This window comes from Phycisphaerae bacterium, from assembly GCA_017999985.1.
Taxonomy (GTDB): domain Bacteria; phylum Planctomycetota; class Phycisphaerae; order UBA1845; family Fen-1342; genus JAGNKU01.
Window position 1 is genome coordinate 81978 of sequence record JAGNKU010000003.1, and the last position, 23991, is coordinate 105968.

A 23991-nucleotide genomic window follows, 5' to 3' on the forward strand; every position below is an offset into this window, starting at 1 on the left:
TTGAACAACTGGTACTTATCGGAAGGCTAGCGCTCCCGGGTCCGCGCAACGCGCAAAATCCGACCTGCTTGGGGGCTCGGGTCCGGCGCAACCCGATCGCCCCGGGGGCTGACGCACGCTCCCGGAGGGACTACACTAAGAGCATGTCCACCGGAATTCTGATCGATGACCGTTTTCGACGACACGCCACGGGGGATGGTCACCCGGAATCGCCGTCCCGGCTGAAGGTGATCCAGGATGCACTGGCGGAGACCGGCGTGCTGGAGACCTGTACTCGGCTTGAGCCGGTCCCGGCTGACGAGGGCGTGATCCAGTACGTCCACACGCATGCGTACCTGACGCGGCTGGACGCGGCCTGCCGCCAGGGGTACCCGTACATTGACGTGCCGGACAGCGCCATTGGCCCGGAGAGCTACGACATCGCGCGGCTGGCGGCGGGCGGGGTGATCGAGGCGGCCCGCAAGGTCGCGCGGGGCGATCTGCGGCGGGCATTCTGCGCGGTACGTCCGCCGGGGCACCACGCCGAGGCGGATCGCTCGTTGGGCTTCTGCCTGTTGAACAACGTGGCGATCGCGGTTTGTACGGTGCGCGCCGAGTTCAAGCTCGATCGACTGCTGGTCCTGGACTTCGACGTGCACCACGGCAATGGCACGCAGCACGCCTTCGAGGCAGACCCCTCCGTGCTCGTCATCAGCCTGCACGGGCACCCCAATTACCTGTACCCGGGCACCGGCTTCGAGGAAGAGACCGGCGTCGGCCCGGGACGCGGGTACACGATGAACATCCCGTTTCTGCCGGGCGCGACCGACGAGGACTACCGGACGGCCTTCCGCAACCGGGTGATTCCGGCCGTCGGGCGGTTTGCCCCGCAGATGGTTTTCGTCAGCGCTGGGTTCGACGCACATCGGGACGATCCCATCGGCAACCTGGCGCTGACCGACGAGATCTTCGGCTGGATGACCGCGACCATGGTCGAGCTTGCGGAGCGCCACGCGCAGGGTCGCCTGCTCAGCGTGCTCGAGGGTGGGTATGATGCGGGCGTGTTGTCGCGCTGCGTCCCGGAGCACGTGCGGCGCTTGCAGGCCTGAGCGAGTGCTCCGGTGGCGCGGCGAGCGCTCGCGGGCGGCGCAAAAAAAGCGACCCGCCCCTCTCGCGGAAGGGCGGGCCTCAGGGAAAAGTTGGCAGGAAGGGCGAGCCGAGCTTCATCCCGCCAACTCCTCTCCACACGCGTGGAGAAGTCCGCGTCGCACGCGCAAACAGCCGCGCGTGCGGCACCATTGCTCGGTTTGTCAGGATTGTAGCGGGCACTTTTCGGATTTCTGTTCCGCGCTAAATCGAGATTTCGGCCTTGGAACCCTTGAAAGACGTCTTTGCCTCGCACCCGCGCCGCTGGCGCGATTTCTTGTACGTCTACCCGGTGATCTCCCGCCGGGCACATGGCCTGAGCATCGGCATCAACCTGACGCCGGACGCGATCTGCAACTTCAACTGCGTGTACTGCTGCGCCGACCGCACGGTGCCGCGCGCGCGGGTGGCGGTCGATCTGGGCGTGCTGGAGTCGGAGCTGCGCCACCTCGTCGCGCACCACCAGCAGTTGTTCGCCGAGCCTGAGTTCCGGCACGTGCCGGCCGAGTTCCGCCGGCTCAACGACGTGGCCTTCTCGGGCGACGGCGAGCCGACGATCGTGCCGTGCTTCGCGGACGCCGTCCGCGTGGCCGCGACGGTCCGCCGGGACTACGGGCTGACGGACCTCAAGCTGGTGCTCATCACCAATGCCTGCTGTCTGACGCGACCGGCGATCGCCGCGGGGTTGGCCGTGCTGGACGAGAACAACGGCGAAATCTGGGCGAAGCTGGATGCGGGCAGCGAAGAGCACTTCCAGCGGGTCAGCCGGGCCAAGGTGTCGCTGCAGCACGTGCTCGACAACATCCTTGCGACCGCGCGGGTGCGGCCGATCGTCATCCAGTCGCTGTTCCTGCGCTGGCAGGGCCAGCCGCCGACCGAGGCGGAAATCGCGGCTTACGCGGCCCGGCTGCGCTGGCTGGCGGACCACGGTGCCCGGGTCGCACTGGTGCAGGTCTACACTGTCGCGCGCCGCACGGCGGAGACTCTCGCGACGCCGCTGACGGCCGCGGAGCTCGAACGCATCGCGGCCGCGGTGCGGGTGCTGGGGATGCCGGTGGCGGTGTTTCCGTAAGGCCGCCCTAGGCCGTGGGTGGCACCGCGTATTGCAGCGCCATCAGCGTCAGATCATCGCTGTTCTTGCCGGGACCGACGTGGCGGCGGACCAGCGCGAGCAGCGCCTTCAGCAGTGCATCCGGCGAGCGCGCCGGCGTGGCGAGCAGAGCGTCGGCGACTGGCGCGACATCCAGCAGCTTGCCGGCCGGGTTCGCCGCTTCGATCAGCCCGTCCGTGTAGAACAGCGCCGCGTCGAGGTCGGGCTGCGGCTCGATGCGTTGCACGGCGTACTCCTCCTCCGCCTCGATGCCGAAGGGGAGCGCGTGCCCGTCGACGCCGCGCTCGATGCGGTCGCGGTGGACCAGCAGCGGTGCCGGATGGCCGGCGTTGACGTACTCGATGGCGCCGGTGGCGGTGTCGATGCGTCCGAGGATCGCCGTAATGAACACGTTGGAGCGCGTGCTGCCGTACATCATGCGATTCAGGCGGCAGGCCACGTCGCGGAGCGGGTCATGCGCGGTCAGCGCGACGCGCACCGCGCCCTTCAGGTGGGCCATGACCAGCGCGGCCGGCAGACCGTGGCCGGTGACGTCGGCGATGATCAGGCCGGCGCACCCGCCGCCGAGTTCGAAGTAGTCGTAATAGTCGCCGCCGACGGCCTCGGATGGCTCGTTGTAACCGGCCAGCACGACGCGGCCGAGCTGCAGCGACTTCGCGGGGAAAAGATCCTGCTGGATCGTGCGTGCCTGTTTGAGCTCGGTCTTCAGGCGTTCGGTTTCGACGTGGGCCTGGAACAGGCGCAGGTTTTCGAGCCCGACGCCGACCTGCCGGGCGATGGCCGCGAGGAAATCGACATCCTCGGGCGTGTAGGAGGAGGCGCGGGTGACGCGGTCGCCGTAGACCACGCCCAGGATCTTGTCGCGATGGAGGATCGGCACGCACAATGCCGAGCAGATCGGGAAGCGCACCAGGCTCTCGCTGAGATTATCGACCAGATCGATCGCCGGGTTGTTGACGATGGCGCGCTGGCCTTCGACCAGGGCGCGGTTGATGAGCGTGCGGCTGACCTTGTACGCGCCGGTCTCGTCACGCTGCATGTTGCGCGTGACGGGCAGCTCGGGCTCGCCGCGCGCGGTCTTCAGCGCGATCAGGGCCCGTTCGAAGCCAAGCGCGTCGCAGCACGCGTCGAGCGCCTGCTCGAGGAGCTGCTTGGGCTCAAATGTGCCGCCGATGCGCTCGGTGAGGCTCATGAGCAGGGCCAGGCGCTGCTGGTTAAGATCCAGCCCGCGTGTCGACGGGAAATAGCGCGTGTTGTCGGTGTGCGACGGCACGTCGGGCTGAAAGCGGACCTGGCTCTCATGCAGCACGTAGGGCTGCGCCCCTACGAGCTCGAGCTGGTATTCGCCAATGCGGATCGAGCGGACGGCCGGCCGCACCGCGTTGTGGAACGGATCCCCGTCGTCGACGCGCGTGCCGTTCTTCGAGTCCTTGTCGGCGACCAGCACGCGCCCGTCCTCATCGAGCCACACCTGGGCGTGCTCGCGCGAGACCTCGCCGTCATGTGGCAGGACAATATCGCACGTCTCGGCCCGGCCCAGCGTCAGCGGATGCCGGGAGACCTCGACGGTTCGGCGCGCGCCTTCGCGCGTGTGCACAATCAGGTGCGGCATCGCGATCACCCTGGCGCCAACTGCAATAGGAACGAGAGCAGACCGGCCACCGCGCTGTACGGCACGCCGGCCAGGTTGCCGACGGCTTCCGGCGACACCAGGATGTCCAGGTTCCGCTCCAGAGCGGCCATGCAGTTGTTGATCCACAGCAGGCCGCCGGCGGAGCTCAGCACGGCCAGGCGTCGCCATGTTGCTGTCGTGTAACGCATGCGCTCTCCTTACGCGCGGGCGCCCAACCTCCCGACCACGCCGATCCGTGCCCAACGGTCGGCGTAACGCCCGCGCGAGATTATACGGGAAGCGGTTGGAATCTTGTAGTTCGGGTTGGGTGGGGGGGTGCAGGCCGGGGCGGGAAAAAGAAGGTCGGCGGCCTCCGTGCCGCCGCCCGAGACGCCAGGACGCGTGCGTTACGGTGGGGCCTCCGGGTCGCGCAACAGACGCTGCTCGAGTTCGTCGAGCAGGCTGCGGACGGGGACCTCGCGTACGCCGGTCGGCGTCTTCCAGGAGACCGCGCCATTGCGGTCCACCAGGTTCTGGATGCGTCGCACCGCCATGAGGACGGTGGAGTGCTGCTTGTTGCCGAAGAAGCGCCCGATCTCCGGAAAGCTGAGGCGCGTATGCTTGCGAATCAGGTGCATGGCCACGCTCCGGGCGTGCGTCACGGTGCGATCGCGCGAGCCGGAGTGCAGCGCCTCGCGCGTCACGCCGAAGTGGGCTGCCGCGATGCGCTCGATGTCGGCGGGTTCCGGCGGCCGGACGGCGGCGACGTAGTCCTCTACCGCGCGGCGGGCCAGGTCGAGCTGCAGCGGCTCGCGCGTCAGCGAGGCATACGCTGCCAGCTTGTACAGCGCCCCTTCCAGCTCGCGCACGTTCCGGGTGATGTGCCGGGCGACGTAATCCAGCACGTCATCCGGCAGCTCGCAGAGCATGGCCGCGGCCCGCCGGCGGAGGATCTCGCGGCGCATGGCGAAGTCCGGCGGGTCGATGCGCACGATCATCGCGGCGCTCAGCCGGTTGACGAGCGGCTCGCTGAGCGTGGCGATGCTGCGCGGGTGGCAGTCGCACGAGAGCACCACTGCCTTGCCGGACGCGTCGATCGCGTTGAAGGTGTGCAGGAACTCGCCCTGCGTGGCGGTCTTGTTCGCCAGGAAGTGGAGGTCGTCGATGACGAGCAGATCCACGTTGCGGAACCGCGCGCGGAAATAGTCGATGCGCCCGGCCTTTACCGCGTAGATGAATTCGTTGGTGAATTCCTCGCCCGACAGGTAGCACCACTGCAACTCCGGATGCGCGCGGGTCAGGCCGTTGCAGATGCCCTGCAGCAGGTGCGTCTTGCCCAGGCCGCAACCGCCGTGGATGACCACGTGCTTGAAGGCTGCGCCCGGCTGCTGCACGACGGCGGACGCGACGGAAAAGGCCAACTGGTTGGCTGGGCCGACGACGTAGGCCTCGAGCTCGCCGCGCAGCGTGGGACGTGCCAGCGGCGCGCGCGGCGCGGGGGCGGCCGCGGCGGGCGGAGCGGGCAGCGGCGGTCCCGGCGCTGCGCCGTGCAGGGCAACGGGGCGTGTCGGCGGCGGCCGGGGACACGATTGATCCACGCGAATCTCAATGCGGGGCTCGGCGCCGATGACGTCGCGGGTGACTTCGATCAGGTGCGTCAGGTAGTTGGACGCGATCCACTTGCCGACGAACGCGTTCGCGACCGTGACGTCGAGGCGCTCGCCGTCGAGCTGCAAGTGCGTCGAGTCGGAAAACCACGTGCGATACCGGTTGACGCCGATACGATCGGCGACTCTGGCGCGAATGGTGCAGACCTTCTCCGCGACCGGTTCTTCCACGGTTCACCTCGGTAGCAGGATTGTTGGATTTCGCGAGTAAAAAAAACTGCCCACATGCCGAGTGGGAATGAGAGAAACCGAGCTCCCTCTTCTTCACTTCCGAGCCGAATCATAACACCGTCTGCGCCGCCACGCAACGGGCTTTTTGCACGCGCAAGCGCGACATGCGCGTAAGCTTCGCAGCGTCAATCGCTGAGCGCGCAAAAAAAAATTGCGTGCACAAGTTATCCACAAATTATCCCGGAAAACAGGCACGGATTGCGCCTGCTACCCGTGCGGCAGGCGGTAAAGATACGCGTCGCGCTGCGCCACCGGTGCCAGTCCGAATCGCGCGTACAGCTCGCGCGCCGGCGTGTTACGATCATCGACGACGACGGTGAGCTGGCGTGCGCGCGTCACACGACAGTGCTCCAACGCACGCCGCAGCAGCAGCCTGCCCACCCCGCGTCGTCGAAACGTTGGCACGACCCCCATGTACACGAGCTCGAGCATGTGCCCGTGAGGCAGGCGGGCCATCAGCAGGCAGCCGGCGTCGCGGCCATCGATCCGCGCTAGTTCCCACAGGGACGGGTCGAATTGGCCGGCGGCCTGGTGTGCCGCGAGGACGTCGTCGATCGGACGGAGTCCCGTCAGTTCCGGGCAGTCGAGGCTGCCTTCGTACGTCGCCTGGACGACGGCGGCGAACCGCGCGTGCGTTTTGGCGCTATAGAGCAACCACTCGGCCTGGTCGGGCGCGGGCGGCGGCACCCACGGAAGGGTCGCGTTTCGTTCCAGATACACCAGCGGGGCGAGGCAGTCAAAACCCGCGTCCAGCAGCAACGCGCGGGCGGCCGTGGCCTGTGGCTCCAGCAACGCCTGCATGTAGTGCAGTGGGCGCGCGCTCAGTTCATTCAACGCGTGGTCGAGCACCGCGCGCTCACCCTCTGGCGTGATGCCGAGCTGACCGGGCGCGGGGAGCATTGTCAGGGCCGTGTGCCCGGGCAGTATCAAGGCGAGAAGCAGACCTGTCGGCGCTGCCGGTTGACCGCAACGCCAACCGGCCCACTCCACCAGTCCGTAGGCCAGGTAGTCGCAGAAGCCGGCGACCTGCCGGCTCGTGGCAGCGCGGCCGGTCGCAGGAGTGGCCAGCAGGATTGCCAGGGCGGATCGCAGCTCGTCGGGCGCCAGTTGTGCGATCGCGTGCATAAGCTCTCGGCGGCGTGCCGCGCTTGGTTGGCGGCGTGGTTCGGCTGGGCTAGAATCCGCAGCGAGCCCAAGCCGCAGTTGGGATTGTGTAAAGGAGATCCGGACAATGCAAACCGTTTACGCGCGATTGGTGCTCTGTGGCGCGCTGGTGACAGCCGCGGTGCCGCTCTTGGCGCAGCAGAAAGCCCCTGCGGGCAAACCTGCGGACGAGAAGGTGCCGGCGGCACGGATTGGCGAGCCCGCGCCCGATTTCAGCCTGTTGGACTCGGAGGGCACGAAGCACACTCTGTCCGGATTCAAGGACAAGCTGGTTGTCCTGGAGTGGGTGAACCAGCAGTGTCCGTTCAGCGTCGCGGCGGTGCCGGTGATGAAGGATCTGCAGAAGAAGTACCATGACAAGGGCATCGTGTGGCTGGGCATCGAGAGCACGCACTGGCGCACGCCGGAGGAGAATGCGCGTTACATCAAGGAAAAATCGCTCGGTTTTCCGATCCTGATGGACAACGACGGTCGGGTCGGGCGTCTGTATGGCGCCAAGGTCACGCCGCACATCTTCATCATCAACAAGGGCACGCTCGTGTACGCCGGAGCGCTGCAGGCTGAGTCGAAGGGTGAGCAGAAACCCGAGCAGAAGGACGCGGTCGTGCGCAACTACGTCGACGAGGCGTTGCAGGCACTGCTGGACAACAAGCCGGTGCCGCTGGCCGAGACTACACCGCGTGGTTGCACTGTGAAGTACAAGCCTGCCGCGGAGAAGAAGGAGCCGGTTGCGGCTGGCGAAAAGAAAGAGTAGCGAACGGTTGAAGTGCATGGGTCCGGCAGGGCGTCGACTGGCCGGCCGCGGGGCGGCTGCGGCGCGTGCGTGCGCGTCGCGACCGCTGGCGGGGTTGGTGGCGGGCACGTTGGTCGCGCTGCTGGCGGGCTGCAACGGTGGCGTGCGGTGGCAGGGGCCGACCTATCAGGATGCGCAGGCACACGCCCGCCGCACCGGCCAACTCACCTTCGTCTACTTTCGAAGCTGGTACCTGGTGGAGTGCACGGACTTCGAGGAGAAGGTCCTCAAGAGCCCGGATGTGCTCGCGGCGACGCGCGAGCTTGTGTGCGTCGCCCTGGACTTCGACTGGGACCGGCCGCTCGCTCAACGGTGGCAACTGCAGGTTGTGCCCGCGTTTGCGATCGTGGCGCCGAACGGCCTGATCCTGGCGCGGCAGCAGGCGCCCATCACGCGGGCTGACGTGCTGAACGCGATTCAACTCGCGCGCCAGGTCTCCGTGCCTGGAAGCGTCAACCAGGCCCACACGCCGTGACGAGCCGCCGCTGGGTTGGTCACGGGACGGCGTGGCTGGCGGCGTGGCTGGCGGCCTGCATCGTAGCGTGCGACGAGCAGCCGACCGGAGCACCGGGGGTGGTCGTCGTCTATGGCCGGACGGGGCTGGGGCCAGGCGAATTCAGCTACCCGCGCGCCGCGGCGTTCAGCGTCACGCAGCGCGTGTATGTCGTCGACAAGGCCGCGCGGATTCAGGGGTTCACCACGACGGGCGAGTACGCGTGCGGCTGGCGCATGCCGGAGTGGAGTGCCGGCAAACCAACGGGGATCGGGTGTGGCCCGGACGGGCGGGTGTACCTCGCCGATACGCACTACGCGCGGGTCATGGTTTTCGAGCCGGACGGGCGGCCCGTGGCGCAGTTTGGATCGCGCGGCACGGGGCCCGGGCAGTTCGTGATGCCGACCGACGTCGCGGTCGATGCCCAGGGGTTCGTCTACGTCGGTGACTACGGCGGCAATGATCGGATCAGCAAGTTTGCGCCGGATGGCACGTACCTGCTGAGCTTCGGCCGCCCGGGGGGTGGCGACGGTGAGTTGCAGCGACCTCAATCGCTCGTGGTGGCCGCGGACGGAACGCTCTGGGTGGCCGATGCGTGCAATCACCGTATCTGTCATTTCAGCGCGGCGGGCGAGTTCTTGGGGACGTTTGGCCGGAGCGGCGCGGCGGTGGGGGAACTGCGTTTTCCCTACGGGCTGACGCTGCTGCCCGACGACACCCTGGTCGTGTGTGAATACGGGAACAACCGGCTGCAGCGGTTCCGCATGTCCGGGGAGTCCCTGGGCGTGTGGGGAACGGCGGGCCGTGGGCCGGGGCAGTTGGCGTACCCGTGGGATGTGGTTGCGGGACCGAACGAACACCTGTTCGTGGTCGACTCGGGGAACAACCGGGTACAGGTGATCGATGCGCGTACGCCGGGGCTCTGGCGCACGCCCTGAGCCTGACAGACGCTGGGGCGCCCGGGGCGGAATTGACCGCCCCGGGCACCTCGGAAGATCGACGCGGGCTAGTGCTTCGGACCGATGAACAGGTATTGCAGCAACTGGAAGTCCGCGAAGTTGACGACCCCATCCACCGCGTGGTTCGGCGCGATGTCATAGCTCACGCACGGATCCGGCGGCGTCACCGTCGAGCCGTAGCAAATCTGGAAGCAGGCGAAATCGGCCAGGTCCACGTCGCCGTCGAAGTCGCAGTCACCGGGCACCTCCGGCGGCGGCAGCTTGATGCGCACGCTGTACTCGATGTCATTGGTGCCATCGCAGAACGTGCCGTCGTTGCTGAAGCGGATCACCGAATCCGGATTCAGGAATGTCTCTGGCGGATTCGTTGCCGTCGAGCCGTTGGTCGTCAGACGCAGCACGTTGCGGAAATTCGTGGCGTCGACGAACGCGAACTGGATCTTCATCGACTTGGTGCCGCTGAAGGAATCCTCGGTACTGATCGTGGCGAGGTCGGGCGTGTCGGCGAGGCCAATGCTCGTGCCGGCGACTCCGGGCTGGTTGAAGCGCGAGTGCAGGGGGGACAGCACATCGTCGCCCTGCGGCGTCGTCTCGAGAATGCCATTGGGACCCGGCGCCACGATGATCTGTCCGGTAAACACGGGCCCGCCCACGGGGACCACCTGGACGTCGTCGCCGACGGCCTGCGTGTCCGCCATACCATTGCCGGCGTAGTCGCCGACGATGTACTCCGCGGGCGTGTAACTCTCGAAGTCATCGACGAGGCAATCCACGCCGGGGCCGGAGCCGTTCTTCACCATCAGGTCGTCAATGTACACGGTGTAAGGCCCGGCGGTCGGATTCACGTTGTCGATGCGGAAGTACAGGCCTTCCCACACGCCGTTCGTCCAGTTCGGGGCCGGATTGAGGTTCAGCGCGCCGTTGCCGCTGAACAGAGCCACGCCGTAGGTCGGATCGCAGGGATTGAAGACGATCTCGAACCAGTCGGGCTGGGGCTCGAAGCGCGGCGCGTTGGGAACGCCGAAGCTTTCCTCGGGGGTGGCCAGAGCCGCCCCGATGAACTCGAGCGTGGACGGCTGGTCCGGATCGAAGCCGGTGCCGTCCGCGCCACAGGGCAGGTCGTGGTCGTAGGCGTCGGTCTCACGCACGCCCATGGCAATGCGCAGCGGGCCGTTGCCCGCGGACGCGACGACGACGGGCGTCGAGTTGTCACTCGTGTTCGCCCCGACGGTCTGGCGCGCCACGATGCGGATGCCGGAGGCCAGCGGCTGCACCACGATGTCTTCCTCGGTCTGGCCGGCGGGGTTGATCGAGGCCAGGACCGTTTCGCTGCCGTCGGCGTTGAGGCGGATCACCTGGACTTGGGTCGCGGCGGGGTCGATGTACTCCACGAAGACGGATTCGTCGAGCGGGCGCGGCGGCGTCGGCTGCGCGCGGATGCTTGGCGGATCGAGGATGGGCGCCTCGAACGTCACGTCGTCGACGTTGACGAGGAAGACCTTGGCACTGACCGCCGCGTTAGTCGGGTCGTTGGTCAGGGCGAGGTGGTCGAGCGTGCCGCGGTTGTTCGGCGTTGCGCCCAGGGTGCCGTTGCCCGTGAAGCTGAACACGTTGCCCGACGACTCGAGCGCTGGCAGGTTGAACTCATATAACCGCATGACACCATCGCTGGGGATAGAGAACATGCCGCGCGGCGTTACCCTCAGGACGTCGTCACCCGCGGCCGCAGTCTGCATGATGCCGTCGGGCCCCGGGGTCACGCAAACGCTGTCCGGCCCGGCGGGCTGTCCGGGGGGGATCACCTGCACATCATCGCTGCCGGCCAGGACCGTGGTGTTGCACACGCCGTTGGTGCCGCCGAGGATCTCGATGAGTTTCGCGCTCAGGCCGACCCATTCAACGTCACCGGTCGTGCCGCCGTCGCCGCCCTGATACACGCCTTCGCCCGTCTCGCGCACGCCCAGTCCCAGGAACAGGTGGCCGTTCGTCACGGGTACGGAGTAGGTGTTGTTCGTGTAGGCCTTGACCGCGATCCACATCCGCACCTTGCCGCCGAGGTGCAGCGCCGGGTTAGGCAGTTCATCGGCGTTGAGCGTGACCAGGCGGATCCACGAGCTGTGATAACCGGCGTTGGTCCACTCCCAGACCGTGGTGTCGGCCCGCGTACCGGAGTGCACGACGGAGAACGGATCGTACGCGATGTCGGTGAGATACGTCGCGTCGCTCCCGGCGACGATGCCGGTGGTTGTCCCGGACACGGACGGATTGCGGAACATGACCACGGTCACGAAGGGTGTCCAGCCGCCGCCCTCGAAGTCCGTGATCAACTTGGGAAATTGCCCGAGTGCGGTCGCTGCCGTGAGCAGCACCGCCCCCGTTACGATGAGCAGCCGCATCTTTCTTGGCGCCATTGTTCTTACTCCAGTACGCGACAAGCCTCTCCCTCGGGACCCGAGACGCGTGGCCGGCCGGGATCAACCCGCCCGACGATGACGCAGGCCAGACGACGCGCCCCACGACGCAGTGTCGCGCGCCGGCTGACACGGCACGATAATAAAGAACTCCCGTCCCCCGGCCCCTCGACGAGCCGACGAGCGGACGGGAGTCCTTTGTGGTCTCACAGCGCTGACCTCTGTGGCAGCGCCGCACCAGGTGTGCCTAGCGGCGGCGGAGCAGCCCGGCCACCAGACCAAGCATGAGCAGCGCCGACGGCTCGGGCACGCCGCGCATCCAGAACGACAGGACGCTGCCCTGGTCAAACCGAATCGCCGGATTCGGCAGATTCGTCGCGTTAAACGTCGTCAGCCGGCACCAATTCGTCAGAGCGTTGTTTACGAATTGGAAGTAGACCTTATCCGAGTGGACGCCGGCATAAGCAAAATCGTCCGCGACCAGCGAGAGCGCCAACGGGTCGTTGATGATCATGGCGTCGGTCGAGCCCGAGAAATTCGGCTCCTGGAACATCACTTCGGTGCCGACCGCGTATTCCTCAAACGAGCCGAACGTGTACGTCACGGGGTGCGGCGGCGGCGGAATGCTCTCCGTGATGGTGTCGGCGACTTCGTCAATCCAGAACGTCATGGGCAGGTCGTACCCATTGCTCTTGATCCGGATGTGCTCGAGCGTCCCGGACGTGTTGTTCAGGATGCCGTCGCCCGTGAACCCGGTGATGGGATCCGTGGCAAAGTTGAACGTGAAAAGCTGCCAGGTGCCGTCGAGCACCAGCGTCTGGCCATCGAGGTTGATCCACTCAATCGCGCCCGAGGACCCGCCATTCCCGCCGATCGGCACGGTCGTGCCGTTGTCGCGGACGCCGATCGAGATCTGCACCGTCGGGATCGTCGCGGCCATCGCGCCGACCGCCAGCATCAGCACCAAACCAATTCCTACCGTGTACCTCATATCCGTACCTCCTCATGGGTTGCAGCAGGATCGCACCTGCTGGGCTGTTAGGGACAGTCGCCCTAATCTTCTCTTTCCGGTCCGGACCCAGCCCCGCACGGAGCCGCACCTAAGGCCTCGCCGGTCCACAACATGCGTTATACATCGCGATTCGTCTTTCACACTCCTCGCTACCGCGGCGCCGCTGGCCGCCGTGCGTTTGCGAAGCCGGCTGCAGGAACGCGCCGACCACGCTGCTTCCTTTGCCGTCTCGCCACGGCCGGCGATCCCGGCCCGCGCGCACCGCACGGACCGGTTGCCTGAGCCTAGGGCGTTATCGGTGGTCGATTGGCCGGGAACTTCTCCGCCCAGCGGTCGACACCTATAAAACTGCCACAATGACCGTCGAAATACAGGAGGTTCGTCTCGCGGTCACGCTTGTGATACGGCATTCGCGGCAGCGGGTTATGCGACATGCCCACCGGGTTCAGCGGGTTCGCCGCCGCGAGCTGCCACGGACCCAGCATCGTATCCTCGAAGACGCCGGGGCGGATCATGACGCGGCGGAAGCTCCACCACGCGTCGCCCACGGCCCACTCCTCCCCCACGCGCTTGATCTTTTCGATCTTCTTCGGCGGCTGGTAGCTCGGGCTGTTGGGATCGGCGGCATAGCCGTTGCACCACCCGGTCCAAGTGACGCCGATATTCGTCCAGCCGTAGAACCACTTGGGGTCGGAGTTCGACCACGAATTGATCACGTAGTTGTACGGGTGCGACCAGCTGGGGTTGCCGCCGATGTTGGGCAGGAAATTCCTGTCGGGGAAACGACCCACGGCGGTGGGGCAGGTGGCGACGCGGTCCACATATTGCAGCATTTCGTCGTCGGTGGTGAACATGGAGGAGAGGCGTGCCAGCAGGAACCACGGCCGCTGCGTGTTCGGATCCATGGGGTTGAACTGATCGTCCCCACCCGTCAACCGATAGACCGGCGGGTGCAGCGGGCCCGGGAGGGTGCCGAGGTGGTCCAGCGCGTACGACATGATGCCCTGGCCCATCGACCGGAGGTTGGCCATGCACTTTATCGCACGGGACTGCTCCCTGGCCGCCGTCAGGCTGGGCAGCAGGATCGATATCAACAATGCGATGATGGCGACGACCACCAGCAGTTCAATCAGCGTGAACGCGCTGACTCCCGTTCGCGCGCCCGAGCGGCGTGACGGGACAGCGGAAATCCATTTCGTGTTCATGGCGACCCCACGGCGTAGATTTATGGAGCCCATTCTGGCCTATCTCCATGCCACGTTGGCACGGCCAAACGCACAAAACCCGCTGGTGTGAACCGAGAAATGCCCAGCCCGTTCACACGGCAGCCGGAGTCTCAGTCTATCGTTATAACATACTCCGACCGTGGGCGTGACGCAAGCGTAAAACACGCGCGCCGGGCGGGCACTTGGCCGGGCGAACGAGTCCGCGGTGGACGGCACGCGCATATAGGTCCCATAATCCGAAACTGCTCACGGGGACGCACAGCATGACTTGCCCGGAGGAGGGAGAGCCGAAGCTGCGAGCCGGGGTCGCCCGTCCGGGGGCTATCGGGCGCCGTGGAACGGGCTCAGTCTGCGATGGCGTAGCGGATGATCGAGTAGATGGCCTTCAAACCGTCGCGCCAGGTGATCTTCTTGCCTTCCTCGTACGAGCGGCCGGAGTAGCTGATCCCAACCTCGTACACCCGCCAACCGCCGCGGGCGACCTTGGCGGTGAGTTCCGGCTCGATTCCGAAGCGGTTCGAGCGCAGGCGCATGTTGCGCAGGACCTCGGTACGAAACGTCTTGTAGCACGTTTCCATGTCCGTCAGGTTCAGGTTCGTGCACATGTTCGACAGCGTGGTCAGGAACTTGTTGCCGAGGTAGTGCCAGAAATAGAGCACCCGGTGCTCATCGCCGCCGATGAAACGCGAGCCGTACACCACGTCCGCCCGGCCGTCGAGGATCGGCCGCAGGAGCTTCGGATAGTCCTTCGGGTCGTACTCGAGATCGGCGTCCTGCACGACGATGATGTCGCCGCGGGCCTCGGTGAACCCCCGCCGGATCGCGGCGCCCTTGCCCTGGTTTACGGGCTGCTTGAAGAGGCGGATGTTGGCGTTTGGGAACTGCGTGTCGAGCAGCGGATAGAGCTCCTGCGTGCCGTCCTTCGATGCGTCGTCCACCAGAATGATCTCGCGGGCGATCTCGACCGGGGCGCCCAGCACGCGGCGCAGCAGTTCAAAGAGCGTCTCGCGCTCGTTGTACACGGGTATAACCACGGACAGCATCATCGGGGACGGCGTCTCCTTGGGACGTGCGGCGCGCCCTACGCCGGTGTCGCCAGCAGCGGGTACAGACCGGCGTCCCGCGACAGCACCGCCGCGCGAATCTGGCTCCGCAGCGTGAGGATCGGCAGCCGCCACAGGCGCCGAGCCAGCGGCGGCATGAGCTCGAGGCCGGGGTCGGGTTCGGCGAAGGCGTCAAGCAGGGCCCGCTCGCGGCGCAGCCGATCGAAGTCCGGCCGACGGAATTCCTCCCAGGTCTCCAGCAGCACCGGCAGCAGTTGCGCGCCGCGGCGGCTAACCCAGTTCAATCCGGCAAAGACGAGCAGCGCGGCGGACTGTAGCTGCACGTCGACGTGGTGGGCGATCATCAGGTGTCGGACGGCGGTCGCGGAGCGGCCGCGGTCAAAGCACTGGCAGCCGAGCAGGTAGCGCGTGACGGCGCAGCGCGGCTCCACGAGCACACGCGCTTCCAGCAGGGCCGTGAGCCGTTCGCTGGGGGTATGCGCGTACCGTTGCAGCAGCTCTGCGAAACGCGGTCGATCCATGCCGTATCCCAACCCGCGCGCCCGGCCACAACGCCGGACGACAGCGCTGGTTACGCTACTTCGCGGGCGCGGCGGCGTCAACACGTGCGCCGGCGGCGGAACGGCCGCCGCGCCGCCCGCCGTCAGACCAGAACGGGAATGGCCCGCCGCGTCCGTCACGAGGCGGGCCATGTCGTCGGTCGCGCGAACTGTTGGTCGGCCGGCACGCGCGCCCGGCTAATCCTCCAGGATCTTGGCGCGGAACAGCGCGCCGCCCACGATGCCCGCGATACTGGGTACCACGAGGAACAGCCATAGCTGCGAGAGCGCCGCGCCACGCACCATCAGCGCGGGCCCCAGACTGCGGGCCGGGTTTACCGACACGCCGGTGATGTTGATCCCGAAAATGTGGATCACGACCAGTGTGATGCCGATGGCCAGGCCGGCGAGCTGCCCGGGAGCGCCTTTGCCGGTCGCGCCGAGAATCACGATGATGAAGATCAGCGTGGCGACGAATTCGAAGCTCATCGCGGCGGCCTGGGAATATTCGCCCAGATAGCCTGGTCCCCAGCCGTTTTGTCCCAGTTTGCCGGCTGCGTACCCGGCCGAGCCTTTCGCGATCGCCAGGAGCACTGCGGCCGCGACGATGCCGCCCAGGCACTGGCCGATGATGTAGCCCACCAAGTCCCTGGCTTTCATGCGGCCGGACACGAACACGCCAAGACTGACCGCGGGGTTGATGTGGCAGCCCGAAATCGGGCCGATGCCGTACGCGGCGGCGATGAGCGCGAAACCGAAGGCGCAGGCGATGCCGAGCACGCCAACGTCCTTGCCCGCGACCACGGCCGTGCCACAGCCGAACAGGACCAGGATGAATGTACCGATGAACTCCGCGAGGTACTTGCGCACGTCAAGTCCTCCCAGGCACGCGTCGGAAAGTAACGGACTGAGTCGCTAGAACGCGACCTGGAGCTGCACGCGCCAGATCAAGGCGTCGTCGTTCACGTTGGCCAGACTGTAGGTCGAGTTTGAAATCGGGACTTCGGAGATCTTGGTCACGTCGGTCTGCAGTTTGACATTGTGACCCTTGATGTAGTAGTTGAAGCCGCCTGCGTACTCCCAGGTGCCTTCCTGCCCGCCGGACAGCGCCGAGATGCCGCCGACGCGGCCGACGACCTCAAACTTGTCTTCCCACCCCGGGATCGGCAGGAAGTAGCCGGTTTGCAGATAGGCGCCGTGCTGCACGTTGGTCGAGTCGTCGCCGGTGAGCAGATACAACGGCGTGAACGGCGCGTTCGCGGCATTGCGCACGTCAAGCATGCGGACCACGTACTCGCCGGTCAGCGAGAAGCCCTGGTACTTGAAGCCGGCGTCAATGCCGAACTGGTTGATCTGAAGGCCTTCGGAGGAAGTCAGGCCGAAGCCGCCGTCGCGGAAGAACGTGCGGCGCGGGAACGGAATGCGAATCGTGCCGTCGTGCCAGTCCTCGGTGTAGGCATAGTGCATGCCAAAGTCGAGCGCGGGCTGGAGACTGTGCTCGATGTCGCACATGGTGTCGAAGCGGGCCGGATCGTCGGCGTGGATCGGGCCGCGGCACTCGCCGGCGAGCGCGTGCCACACGAGGCGGGCCAGGATGCCGGGGTTGTTGTCATGGCCGTTGGCGAGCCAGGTCTCGTCGGTCGTGATGGTCTGGGTGGCGGGGGTGTTCAGCGAATTCACGACGTCGACATAGTACTCAACTTTCTTGTTGAAGAGCTGGCCCCAGAACCGGATGCCCATGCCGTCGTTCAGCCCGAAGACCGCGTCCATCATCGGTGCCTCAACGAACTGGTACTTCGCGTTCGAGACCGTGTTGGCCCGCAGGTTGGCCGTCTTGAAGACGCCAGCCCTGATCTGGAACTCATCGACGATGCGGTAGTTGATCCAGGCGTAGCTGAGCACGACATCGAGGTTCGTCGCGGAGGGCGCGCTGAGTTCGATGAAGTAGGTGAGGTCCTTGCTGTACACGTGGCCGCTGATGTCCAGGTTGATACGCGCGAAGTCGAAGCCGGAGCGATCGGTGCGCCGCATGCCCGGCGACAGGTAGCGATTGTGGTCGCGCGTGGCGTAGTACGTGTACCGGAACTGCAACTGGCCATTGAACTGGATCTTGAACTTGTCGTCGCTGCTGCGGATGAAGAAGCCGCCGTCGTAGCCGGCCTGGACTGTCGACGGCATCAGGCTCTCGCGGAACTCCTGCTCGCTGAGCACTTCGCGGATCTGCTGCTTCATCTGCTCGACGCGGGCGGCGTCCAGGTCGGCCTGCTGCGCGGCCGCGACCTGCTGCTCGAGGGCTTCGATCTTCTGCTGCTGCGCGTCGAGCAAAGCCTCGAGACGGCTGAGCTTGCCGTCATCCGTCGTGGCCTGGTCGTCAGCGCGAACCGGCATCACGATCAGGCCCAGGAACAGAATTGCGAGCGTGCAGCGGCGGGTGACTTGAGCACACATAGGTTGTTCTCCCTCACAGGAACGACAGACCTGTAACGCCAATTCCCGCGCGACCGCAACGCTTGGGAATGGCGACAACCACATCAACCGGTACGGAATATCCCGTAACGCGCGTTTTCATGCAAGAGCCTCGTTGAACAATTCGTGTAATCCGTCGGCACACCTGAGGACATGCTCGGATCCGATTATTCCGTGAGTGCGCACGGGGATGCGCTCGCGGGTACGCCTGCGAAGCAAATCCACGCCCTGGTTGCGTCATGCGTGTGACGGAATACCGCCAGTTCTGCACGCAGCGAGCTTTGAATCCACGTCAAGGCATCGCGTCAGGCGCGCGTGGTCAGGCATGCCGGGCGGCAGCCGCGTCAGCGGGACTCCGCCAGCGCCGCGAGCTGCGTATAGAAGTCCGGCAGGCTCAGCACTTCATCCGGCACGACCAGCCCGGGGAGGGCGACGTAATCGACCAGGATGAACGGCATGAGATTGTGACCCGTGCTGTCGCCACTGAGCCACGTGTCGGCGGATGACAGCGCGGCGCGCGCGGCGGCGGGCACGAATTCCATGCCCTGCCCGGCGGCCACGGACAGGCGGATGTGCTCGGCTTCGTGACGCAGGACGACGTGCAGCACCAGGTTACGCGCTCCGCCCACCAGCGGTGCGGTCGCCAGCGGCGTCTGCGGCATGCCGTAAGCGTAGGAGCACAGCTTGAGCGCGCGGTCGGCCGGGTCGTGATAGACGGAGGCGTAGTTGCACACGTCCTTGTAGATCGTGAAGAGGTAGCGCGGGGTAGTGCAGTGGGCGAGATCGGCGGGTGAGTTCGTGAGGACAAGCCGGCACGCAAACGTCCAGTCGTCCAGCAGCCCGAGGCTCGTGAACCGCAGTTGCTCCGGGGCGCGGTCGTTCTCCGTCGTCTCGCTGCCCATCTGCCAGGAGGTGATCGGGACTTCGGCCGCCTGCAGCGCGTCGATCCATACTTCGGCGTTATGGCCGCCGTCGGCATTGCTGAGCGAGGCTGTATGCAGCGCATAGCGCAGGGCCGTCGGCGCGCCGATGCTCGTGGGCAGACCCACGTGCTCAATCCAGTTGCCCGCACGGGCGGAGCCGACGGCGAACTGGGCCAGCTTGTCGGCGTCAAGCGGCACCCACCCGTCGCACCAGCATCCGTAGAAGCCGCGCGACCTGCCCTTGACGCGACAACGGAAGTAGATCGATCGTCCGTCGGCGAGCCCTGGGGGAAGGGTGCGGGCGACGAGCATGCCCAGGCCGCCCACGTCGGCGTACCAGCGCAGCGATTGCGCGCGCTCGTACGCTTGTGACAGGTCCATCTCGTACTCGCCGGCGGTCTTGGGCCAGACACCCGGGTCAGGGCCGCCGGCTTCTTCACAACCGGAGTGCGCCGCATCGAAGAAGTTGTGCACGCCGGGTTCGAGCAGCGTGCCGGTCGTGCTGGTCAGTTCGAATGGTGTGAACGCGAAGTGACACTGCTTCGGCGCGAAGGTGCCTTCTCCCGTGAACTGGCAGGTGAGATGCAGCTTGCCGCCGAGATAGCCGGCGAATTGCACGCAATTCATGGCATGGCCCAGCCCGCTGACGGGTGCCCGAAACTGGTGAACCGTCGCCCAGTTCAAACCGTCCAGGCTGGCGACGATGACCGGATAGTGCCCCAGCGTGTTGATGGTCGAATCCATGTTGCAGGCGTAAGTCACGCCCGCGTGCGTGAACATCAGGAACGTGTACTCGCGTCCCGCGCGCGGGTCGAAGGAGCTGACCACCGGCACAACCTCCTTGTAGCCCGGGCTGCTCTCGAGCACATCCATATGTGCGACCTGCGAGCCGTCGTCGGCGCCGAGCCAGATGCGGCCGGGATCGCCGATGTCCTGGAACCAGACCGGCTGCGCGAACATCGCGTCCTGCGCGTGGAACGCCTGCCACGTCAGCCCGTCATCCGTGCTGTGCAGGATGCCCTTGTAGTAGCCGTCGCCGTGGCCGACGAACCACTGGCTGGTCGCCGCGTGATAGCCGACGGCGTGGAAGTGCGTGATGTCACTCTTGGTGTGGGTGACGGTCCAGCTCTGGCCGTCGTCGCTGGAGCGGTAGATCTTGTAGGGGTGCCCGACGCCGGGCCCGCCGTACTCGGCCAGGATCAGCGTGCCGTGCGGTGCCTGACGCAGCCCGAAGTGCGCGGCGGTGACGGCGGGCGACCCGGGCGTGAGTGTGAGGCACAACGACCACGTCTGGCCGTCGTCCGTGCTGCGGTACACGCAGTCGGGATCCGTCGTGGCATCAACGACGAGCAGCGTGTCCGCGGCCGTCGCGAACATGTAGGTCCAGAAATGGCTCCAACCCGGTGGGGCGGTGATGGCGATGGGCTCCCACGTGCCGCCGTCCGTCGTGCGGTACATCCCGCTGGCGCCCTGCCGCAGCGCAAACATGTAGCGGCGGTTCTGACACTGCGGCGCCAGGTCGTAGATGCCCAGTGCCTCCTTCCGGCGGACCGCGCCATCGCTGACCGTGGCGACGGTGACGGGTACGACGCGCGGCTGATCGGGTTCGAACGCGGTCAGGCCCCCGTTATCCGCGAGATACGCGACGGACGCGCGGGAAAAAGTCGCGCGCGCCTCGCGGCGCACATTCGCGGCCGGGGGGCACGCGCGCGGCAGCGAATTCGTGCTCAGCAGCGTCACGAACGCGTTGATGTCGCTGAACGACGGATACACTCCGTCGGCGTTGATATCGCCGTTGCGCACGTCGCAATCGGGGTACAGGCTCTGCCACGCCGCGGAATTCGAGAGATACAGCACGAACGCATTGATGTCGCCGAAGTCGATCTGTTCGTCGCAATTCACGTCGCCGAAACAGACCGGCGGCGCCACGGTGAAGCTGAAGGTTGCCTGGCTGGTATTCACCTCGGCCGATGCCGTCTCCGATGGCGCCGGCGGTGCTGCGATCGACGTTAGCACGCTCGCGCTGGCGTTCTGCAGGTGGAAGGTGTATGTCCCCTCCACCGCCGGTGCTGGAAAGGTGCCCGAGAGCACGAGCTGGGGGGCGCCGCTCTGCCCGACCCCCGGCACCACGACGGCGTTCTCGCCCATGCCGGTGCCAGGGGGCAGCGGCGTGCCGGTGGTGTTCTGCGCGCCGCCGATCTGGACGAGATCCATCTGGCCGGGCACGCCGCGCTGCACGCCGACGTAGCCGCTCGGAGCACAGATTTCACCCGGGGGTGTGAAACCCGCCGGGCGATCGAAGTTGGCCAGGGCGGCCGGGATGGAGAAGACGTCGCCCTGCGGAATGTCGAACAGCGCGGGGTTGGCGGCGTTCTGGTGCAGGTCGCAACTGAACGCGGCCAGGCCGAGGTTATCGCCCGGCGTGACGCTGACCCGGATGGTCCAGTCGATGGTTGTGCCCGCGACCAGTACCCGGCCGTTCCGCGCGGACTCCAGTGCGAACGTGACCGTGCCGCACGCCCACGCCGGTGCGCACAGGCCGATCATCACTCCCAAACTGTGGACCAAACGCCGGGGCATACCTTCATCTCCCGCCGCGCGCGGGCCGCGTGCACAGGGTCGCTATGATCATCAACCGGGGCAATGCCATTGTATGAAAATCGGCTGGCTGGCTGCAACGCGGCAGCCCGCAGACTACGCCTGGGTGCTGCCGGGTGGTTTGGAGAGTCACTCGGCCGGGGCAGCGTGCCGCCGTCATCCTTTTTTCGGACCGGCTCTGGTTTTGGGCTTATCTTTCGCCGGCGCGGCTTGCCGGGGTTTTGAAAACGGCGCCGGGAAAGTGGTTTTCGACGTGACGAGATAGGGCTTCCCGGCGCTGGGCCGGACGCGGATGCCCGCCCAGCGGAGGCGGTCGAAGTCGCGCGTCCGGGCGGCTTGGGCGAGGCAGACATACAAGTCCGGCTGGACCTGAAGTTCGACCGGCGGCCGCCCGCCCGCCTTCAGAGAGACCGGTTGGTCCCAGTCGATCAGCCCGTCGCCAATCCAGACGGTCAGATCGCTCACTTTCTTATGCAGTACGCGGATGTTCTGGCCGTCGATCTCGCCGCTGAGTTCGGCCAGCATGCCGCGATAATGCCGCGCGACCGCCGCGTCGAGGTCCTCGTCCTTGAACAGGTTTTCGCCCTCGCGCAGGTGGACTGTCTTCTTCTGGTCGGTCCACTGTTCGCCGGACCATGCGTGGGCTTCGAGCCAGTAGGCTGAACCTTGGCACAGGTGCCGGAACACATGGCGCACCGCCCTCGGATATGGCACGCGCCGCTGCGCGAGCAGCGCGCGGAGTGCATCGGCCGGGGGATCCACGTCGCTGTGGCCCCGGTCCGACAGCTCGATCATCGTCAACTGCAGGCCGAGCTTCGCGCCCAGCTCACGCAGGCCGCGGTTCGAGCCGGCGATTCCGCCGCCGCGGCTTTCGTCGCCCCGCGCGTCCTTCGTGTCGCCTGCCCCCCACACCCCCAGTACCGGCAGGTGCGCTAGGTTCGGCAGGAACGTCTCATGCAGATGATCGGGCAGAATGATCGTGAAGGTCCCGGCCAGCGGCACGGCGCCGGCGAACTGGTCTGCGTACAGCACGGCCAGCGTCCAGCTCGTATGCCCGCCCATCGAGTAGCCCGCGACGTACACGCGGTCGCTGTCGACATTCACGGTCTGCTTGATCTTCAACAGTGCCGCCGGGTGTTCGCCCGTCGGCGGCCACTGCGTCTCCGAGATCACCTGGTCGGCGTAGCCATCCGGCGCGGCGAGCACGTACTGCTCGACGTCGGCGCCCAGGGCCCGCTGGAAGTAGGCCAGGCTGTTGGTGGCGTGCCCGCTCATCCCGTGCAGCGCGTAGATGACGGGCCAGGCGCGGTGGCAGTCGTAGTCCTGCGGGATGCGGAGGACGACGGTGCGCGTCGACCCGTCCGGCAGCGGCACCGCCAGCTCAAGCGAACCGGGCTTCAGCGGCTCGAACACTTCGGCCGCGTGCAGCCATTCGCTCACCCGCGCGCGGTCGTACGCGGGGTCGGCCTGAATGCGCGCGACCAGCTCCGTGCGGCGGGCGGTGTCATCCGTGCGGATGAACTCCCCGATGTCGGCGATGATGGCGGCTTCATCGGCGCGGCCCGGCGCGACCGCGGCCCACAACATCATCACAGTGAAGACGGCGTAACGACTCATCGCGACGTCCTCCTGTTGCCGCCGGCGCCTGGCGGGCCGGCCGCGCATAGTGTAGCCGAAACGCGGCCGGCGCCGCCAACGTGACAGCGTCGGCGGCGCCCGGTATCCTGCGGTCATGGCGACCATCAACTCGGCAAAGCTCATGGACGGCCGGCCCCTGGCCCGCCGTGTGCTGGAGGCGGCTCGCGCGAAGGTGCAGAAGATTGTTGCGGCGACCGGGGTCACGCCGGCGCTGGCGACAGTGCTGGTGGGTGACGACCGCGCCTCGGCGACGTACGTCCGCATGAAGCGCAAGCGCTGCGAAGACGTGGGCATGAAGTCGGTGCGGATCGAGCTGCCGCTCGGTACGACCACCGACCAGCTCGTGGCGGAAATCCGCAAGCTGGCCACCGATCCCAGCGTGCACGGCATTCTCATTCAACACCCGGTGCCGGCGCCGATCGAAAAGCGCACCGCCTTCGAGGCGATCCCGGTCGAGAAGGACGTCGACGGCGTGACGTCGAGCACGCTCGGCCGCGTGATCCTCGGCATGCCGGCCTACGCTTCATGCACGCCGGCGGGCATCATGCGCCTGCTGCGCGAGTACAGCGTCGAGCTGGACGGGGCCCACGCCGTGGTGATTGGCCGCAGCCCGATCCTGGGCCGGCCGATGGCTTCCATGCTGATCAACGCGCAGGCGACCGTGACGCTGTGCCATTCGCGCACGCGCTCGCTGCCGAGCCTGGTGCGCGCCGCGGACGTGGTGATCGCTGCTGTCGGCAAGCCGCGGTTCGTGCGCGGCGGATGGATCAAAGTCGGGGCCGTCGTGATCGACGCGGGCTACAACGAGGGCAACATCGGCGACGTGGATTTCGAAGGCGCGCTCGAGCCGGCGTCGCTGATTACGCCGGTGCCGGGCGGCGTGGGGCCGATGACGATTGCGACATTGATCGATCAGACAGCGGACGCCGCGGCGCACCAGCTCGGCGTGCAGGTCTAAC

The 23991-nt window shown here is 66.6% G+C and carries 19 protein-coding genes; 6 read left to right on the forward strand and 13 right to left on the reverse strand.

Going from position 1 to position 23991, the window contains the following annotated elements; translation table 11 throughout:
• Positions 1-143 precede the first annotated feature (143 nt).
• Positions 144-1088 carry a histone deacetylase gene (locus KA383_05545; GenBank protein MBP7745576.1) on the forward strand — a complete coding sequence of 315 codons (945 nt, stop codon included), beginning with the start codon at positions 144-146 and terminating at the stop codon, positions 1086-1088.
• Positions 1089-1348: 260 nt separating this feature from the next.
• Entirely contained in the window at positions 1349-2197 is an 849-nt protein-coding gene (locus KA383_05550; GenBank protein MBP7745577.1) for a radical SAM protein, read from the forward strand.
• A 7-nt stretch (positions 2198-2204) separates the two neighbouring features.
• On the opposite strand, the gene KA383_05555 is transcribed toward KA383_05550, so the two are convergent.
• The 4 genes from KA383_05555 to KA383_05570 all read right to left on the reverse strand — a co-directional run bounded on the left by KA383_05555 (position 2205) and on the right by KA383_05570 (position 6871).
• Complete coding sequence (locus KA383_05555) at positions 2205-3848, reverse strand: SpoIIE family protein phosphatase (GenBank protein ID MBP7745578.1); 1644 nt, start codon at positions 3846-3848, stop codon at positions 2205-2207.
• Positions 3849-3853: 5 nt separating this feature from the next.
• Complete coding sequence (locus tag KA383_05560) at positions 3854-4057, reverse strand: hypothetical protein (protein ID MBP7745579.1); 204 nt, start codon at positions 4055-4057, stop codon at positions 3854-3856.
• A gap of 198 nt (positions 4058-4255) precedes the next feature.
• On the reverse strand, positions 4256-5686 hold the full coding sequence (dnaA, locus tag KA383_05565; GenBank protein ID MBP7745580.1) for a chromosomal replication initiator protein DnaA: 1431 nt from the start codon (positions 5684-5686) through the stop codon (positions 4256-4258).
• Between the two features lie 267 nt (positions 5687-5953).
• Positions 5954-6871: a GNAT family N-acetyltransferase gene (locus KA383_05570; GenBank protein ID MBP7745581.1), complete on the reverse strand. Its 918-nt coding sequence runs from the start codon at positions 6869-6871 to the stop codon at positions 5954-5956.
• A 106-nt stretch (positions 6872-6977) separates the two neighbouring features.
• On the opposite strand from KA383_05570, the gene KA383_05575 reads away from it, so the two are divergent.
• From KA383_05575 to KA383_05585, 3 genes are all read left to right on the forward strand, one after another.
• Positions 6978-7664, forward strand: a complete 687-nt coding sequence (locus KA383_05575; GenBank protein MBP7745582.1) for a redoxin domain-containing protein — start codon at positions 6978-6980, stop codon at positions 7662-7664.
• 97 nt (positions 7665-7761) lie between these two features.
• Positions 7762-8178 carry a thioredoxin family protein gene (locus tag KA383_05580; protein MBP7745583.1) on the forward strand — a complete coding sequence of 139 codons (417 nt, stop codon included), beginning with the start codon at positions 7762-7764 and terminating at the stop codon, positions 8176-8178.
• The gene (locus KA383_05585; GenBank protein MBP7745584.1) at positions 8175-9134 is read left to right on the forward strand and encodes a hypothetical protein; all 960 of its coding nucleotides are present in this window, start codon (positions 8175-8177) and stop codon (positions 9132-9134) included. Before KA383_05580 ends, KA383_05585 begins: the two co-directional genes overlap by 4 nt.
• A 68-nt stretch (positions 9135-9202) precedes the next feature.
• Here KA383_05585 and KA383_05590 read toward each other — a convergent pair whose 3' ends face one another.
• The 9 genes from KA383_05590 to KA383_05630 form a co-directional block, all read right to left on the reverse strand.
• Positions 9203-11566 (reverse strand): hypothetical protein, encoded by a 2364-nt coding sequence (locus tag KA383_05590; protein MBP7745585.1) that lies wholly within the window; start codon positions 11564-11566, stop codon positions 9203-9205.
• A gap of 247 nt (positions 11567-11813) precedes the next feature.
• Positions 11814-12557 carry a PEP-CTERM sorting domain-containing protein gene (locus tag KA383_05595; GenBank protein ID MBP7745586.1) on the reverse strand — a complete coding sequence of 248 codons (744 nt, stop codon included), beginning with the start codon at positions 12555-12557 and terminating at the stop codon, positions 11814-11816.
• A gap of 305 nt (positions 12558-12862) precedes the next feature.
• Complete coding sequence (locus KA383_05600) at positions 12863-13783, reverse strand: prepilin-type N-terminal cleavage/methylation domain-containing protein (protein MBP7745587.1); 921 nt, start codon at positions 13781-13783, stop codon at positions 12863-12865.
• A gap of 365 nt (positions 13784-14148) precedes the next feature.
• A complete protein-coding gene (locus tag KA383_05605; protein MBP7745588.1) occupies positions 14149-14850 on the reverse strand; it encodes a glycosyltransferase family 2 protein in 702 nt (233 codons plus the stop codon).
• A 35-nt stretch (positions 14851-14885) separates the two neighbouring features.
• The gene (locus KA383_05610; protein MBP7745589.1) at positions 14886-15389 is read right to left on the reverse strand and encodes a hypothetical protein; all 504 of its coding nucleotides are present in this window, start codon (positions 15387-15389) and stop codon (positions 14886-14888) included.
• Between the two features lie 216 nt (positions 15390-15605).
• Complete coding sequence (locus tag KA383_05615) at positions 15606-16277, reverse strand: aquaporin (GenBank protein MBP7745590.1); 672 nt, start codon at positions 16275-16277, stop codon at positions 15606-15608.
• Between the two features lie 45 nt (positions 16278-16322).
• Positions 16323-17855: a hypothetical protein gene (locus KA383_05620; protein MBP7745591.1), complete on the reverse strand. Its 1533-nt coding sequence runs from the start codon at positions 17853-17855 to the stop codon at positions 16323-16325.
• Positions 17856-18217: 362 nt separating this feature from the next.
• Positions 18218-21376: an exo-alpha-sialidase gene (locus KA383_05625; GenBank protein MBP7745592.1), complete on the reverse strand. Its 3159-nt coding sequence runs from the start codon at positions 21374-21376 to the stop codon at positions 18218-18220.
• 174 nt (positions 21377-21550) lie between these two features.
• Entirely contained in the window at positions 21551-23011 is a 1461-nt protein-coding gene (locus KA383_05630) for a hypothetical protein (protein MBP7745593.1), read from the reverse strand.
• Between the two features lie 115 nt (positions 23012-23126).
• Here KA383_05630 and KA383_05635 point away from each other — a divergent pair, with 115 nt between their 5' ends.
• Complete coding sequence (locus KA383_05635) at positions 23127-23990, forward strand: bifunctional 5,10-methylene-tetrahydrofolate dehydrogenase/5,10-methylene-tetrahydrofolate cyclohydrolase (protein MBP7745594.1); 864 nt, start codon at positions 23127-23129, stop codon at positions 23988-23990.
• Position 23991: the final 1 nt, after the last annotated feature.

What these genes read in the sequence shown, in the direction of transcription:
- KA383_05545 (MBP7745576.1), top strand. Translation starts at nt 144, where the DNA reads ATGTCCACCGGAATTCTGATCGATGACCGTTTTCGACGACACGCCACG.
- KA383_05555 (MBP7745578.1), bottom strand. Translation starts at nt 3,848, where the DNA reads ATGCCGCACCTGATTGTGCACACGCGCGAAGGCGCGCGCCGAACCGTC.
- KA383_05560 (MBP7745579.1), bottom strand. Translation starts at nt 4,057, where the DNA reads ATGCGTTACACGACAGCAACATGGCGACGCCTGGCCGTGCTGAGCTCC.
- KA383_05570 (MBP7745581.1), bottom strand. Translation starts at nt 6,871, where the DNA reads ATGCACGCGATCGCACAACTGGCGCCCGACGAGCTGCGATCCGCCCTG.
- KA383_05575 (MBP7745582.1), top strand. Translation starts at nt 6,978, where the DNA reads ATGCAAACCGTTTACGCGCGATTGGTGCTCTGTGGCGCGCTGGTGACA.
- KA383_05590 (MBP7745585.1), bottom strand. Translation starts at nt 11,566, where the DNA reads ATGGCGCCAAGAAAGATGCGGCTGCTCATCGTAACGGGGGCGGTGCTG.
- KA383_05595 (MBP7745586.1), bottom strand. Translation starts at nt 12,557, where the DNA reads ATGAGGTACACGGTAGGAATTGGTTTGGTGCTGATGCTGGCGGTCGGC.
- KA383_05600 (MBP7745587.1), bottom strand. Translation starts at nt 13,783, where the DNA reads ATGAACACGAAATGGATTTCCGCTGTCCCGTCACGCCGCTCGGGCGCG.
- KA383_05605 (MBP7745588.1), bottom strand. Translation starts at nt 14,850, where the DNA reads ATGATGCTGTCCGTGGTTATACCCGTGTACAACGAGCGCGAGACGCTC.
- KA383_05610 (MBP7745589.1), bottom strand. Translation starts at nt 15,389, where the DNA reads ATGGATCGACCGCGTTTCGCAGAGCTGCTGCAACGGTACGCGCATACC.
- KA383_05620 (MBP7745591.1), bottom strand. Translation starts at nt 17,855, where the DNA reads ATGTGTGCTCAAGTCACCCGCCGCTGCACGCTCGCAATTCTGTTCCTG.
- KA383_05625 (MBP7745592.1), bottom strand. Translation starts at nt 21,376, where the DNA reads ATGCCCCGGCGTTTGGTCCACAGTTTGGGAGTGATGATCGGCCTGTGC.
- KA383_05630 (MBP7745593.1), bottom strand. Translation starts at nt 23,011, where the DNA reads ATGAGTCGTTACGCCGTCTTCACTGTGATGATGTTGTGGGCCGCGGTC.
- KA383_05635 (MBP7745594.1), top strand. Translation starts at nt 23,127, where the DNA reads ATGGCGACCATCAACTCGGCAAAGCTCATGGACGGCCGGCCCCTGGCC.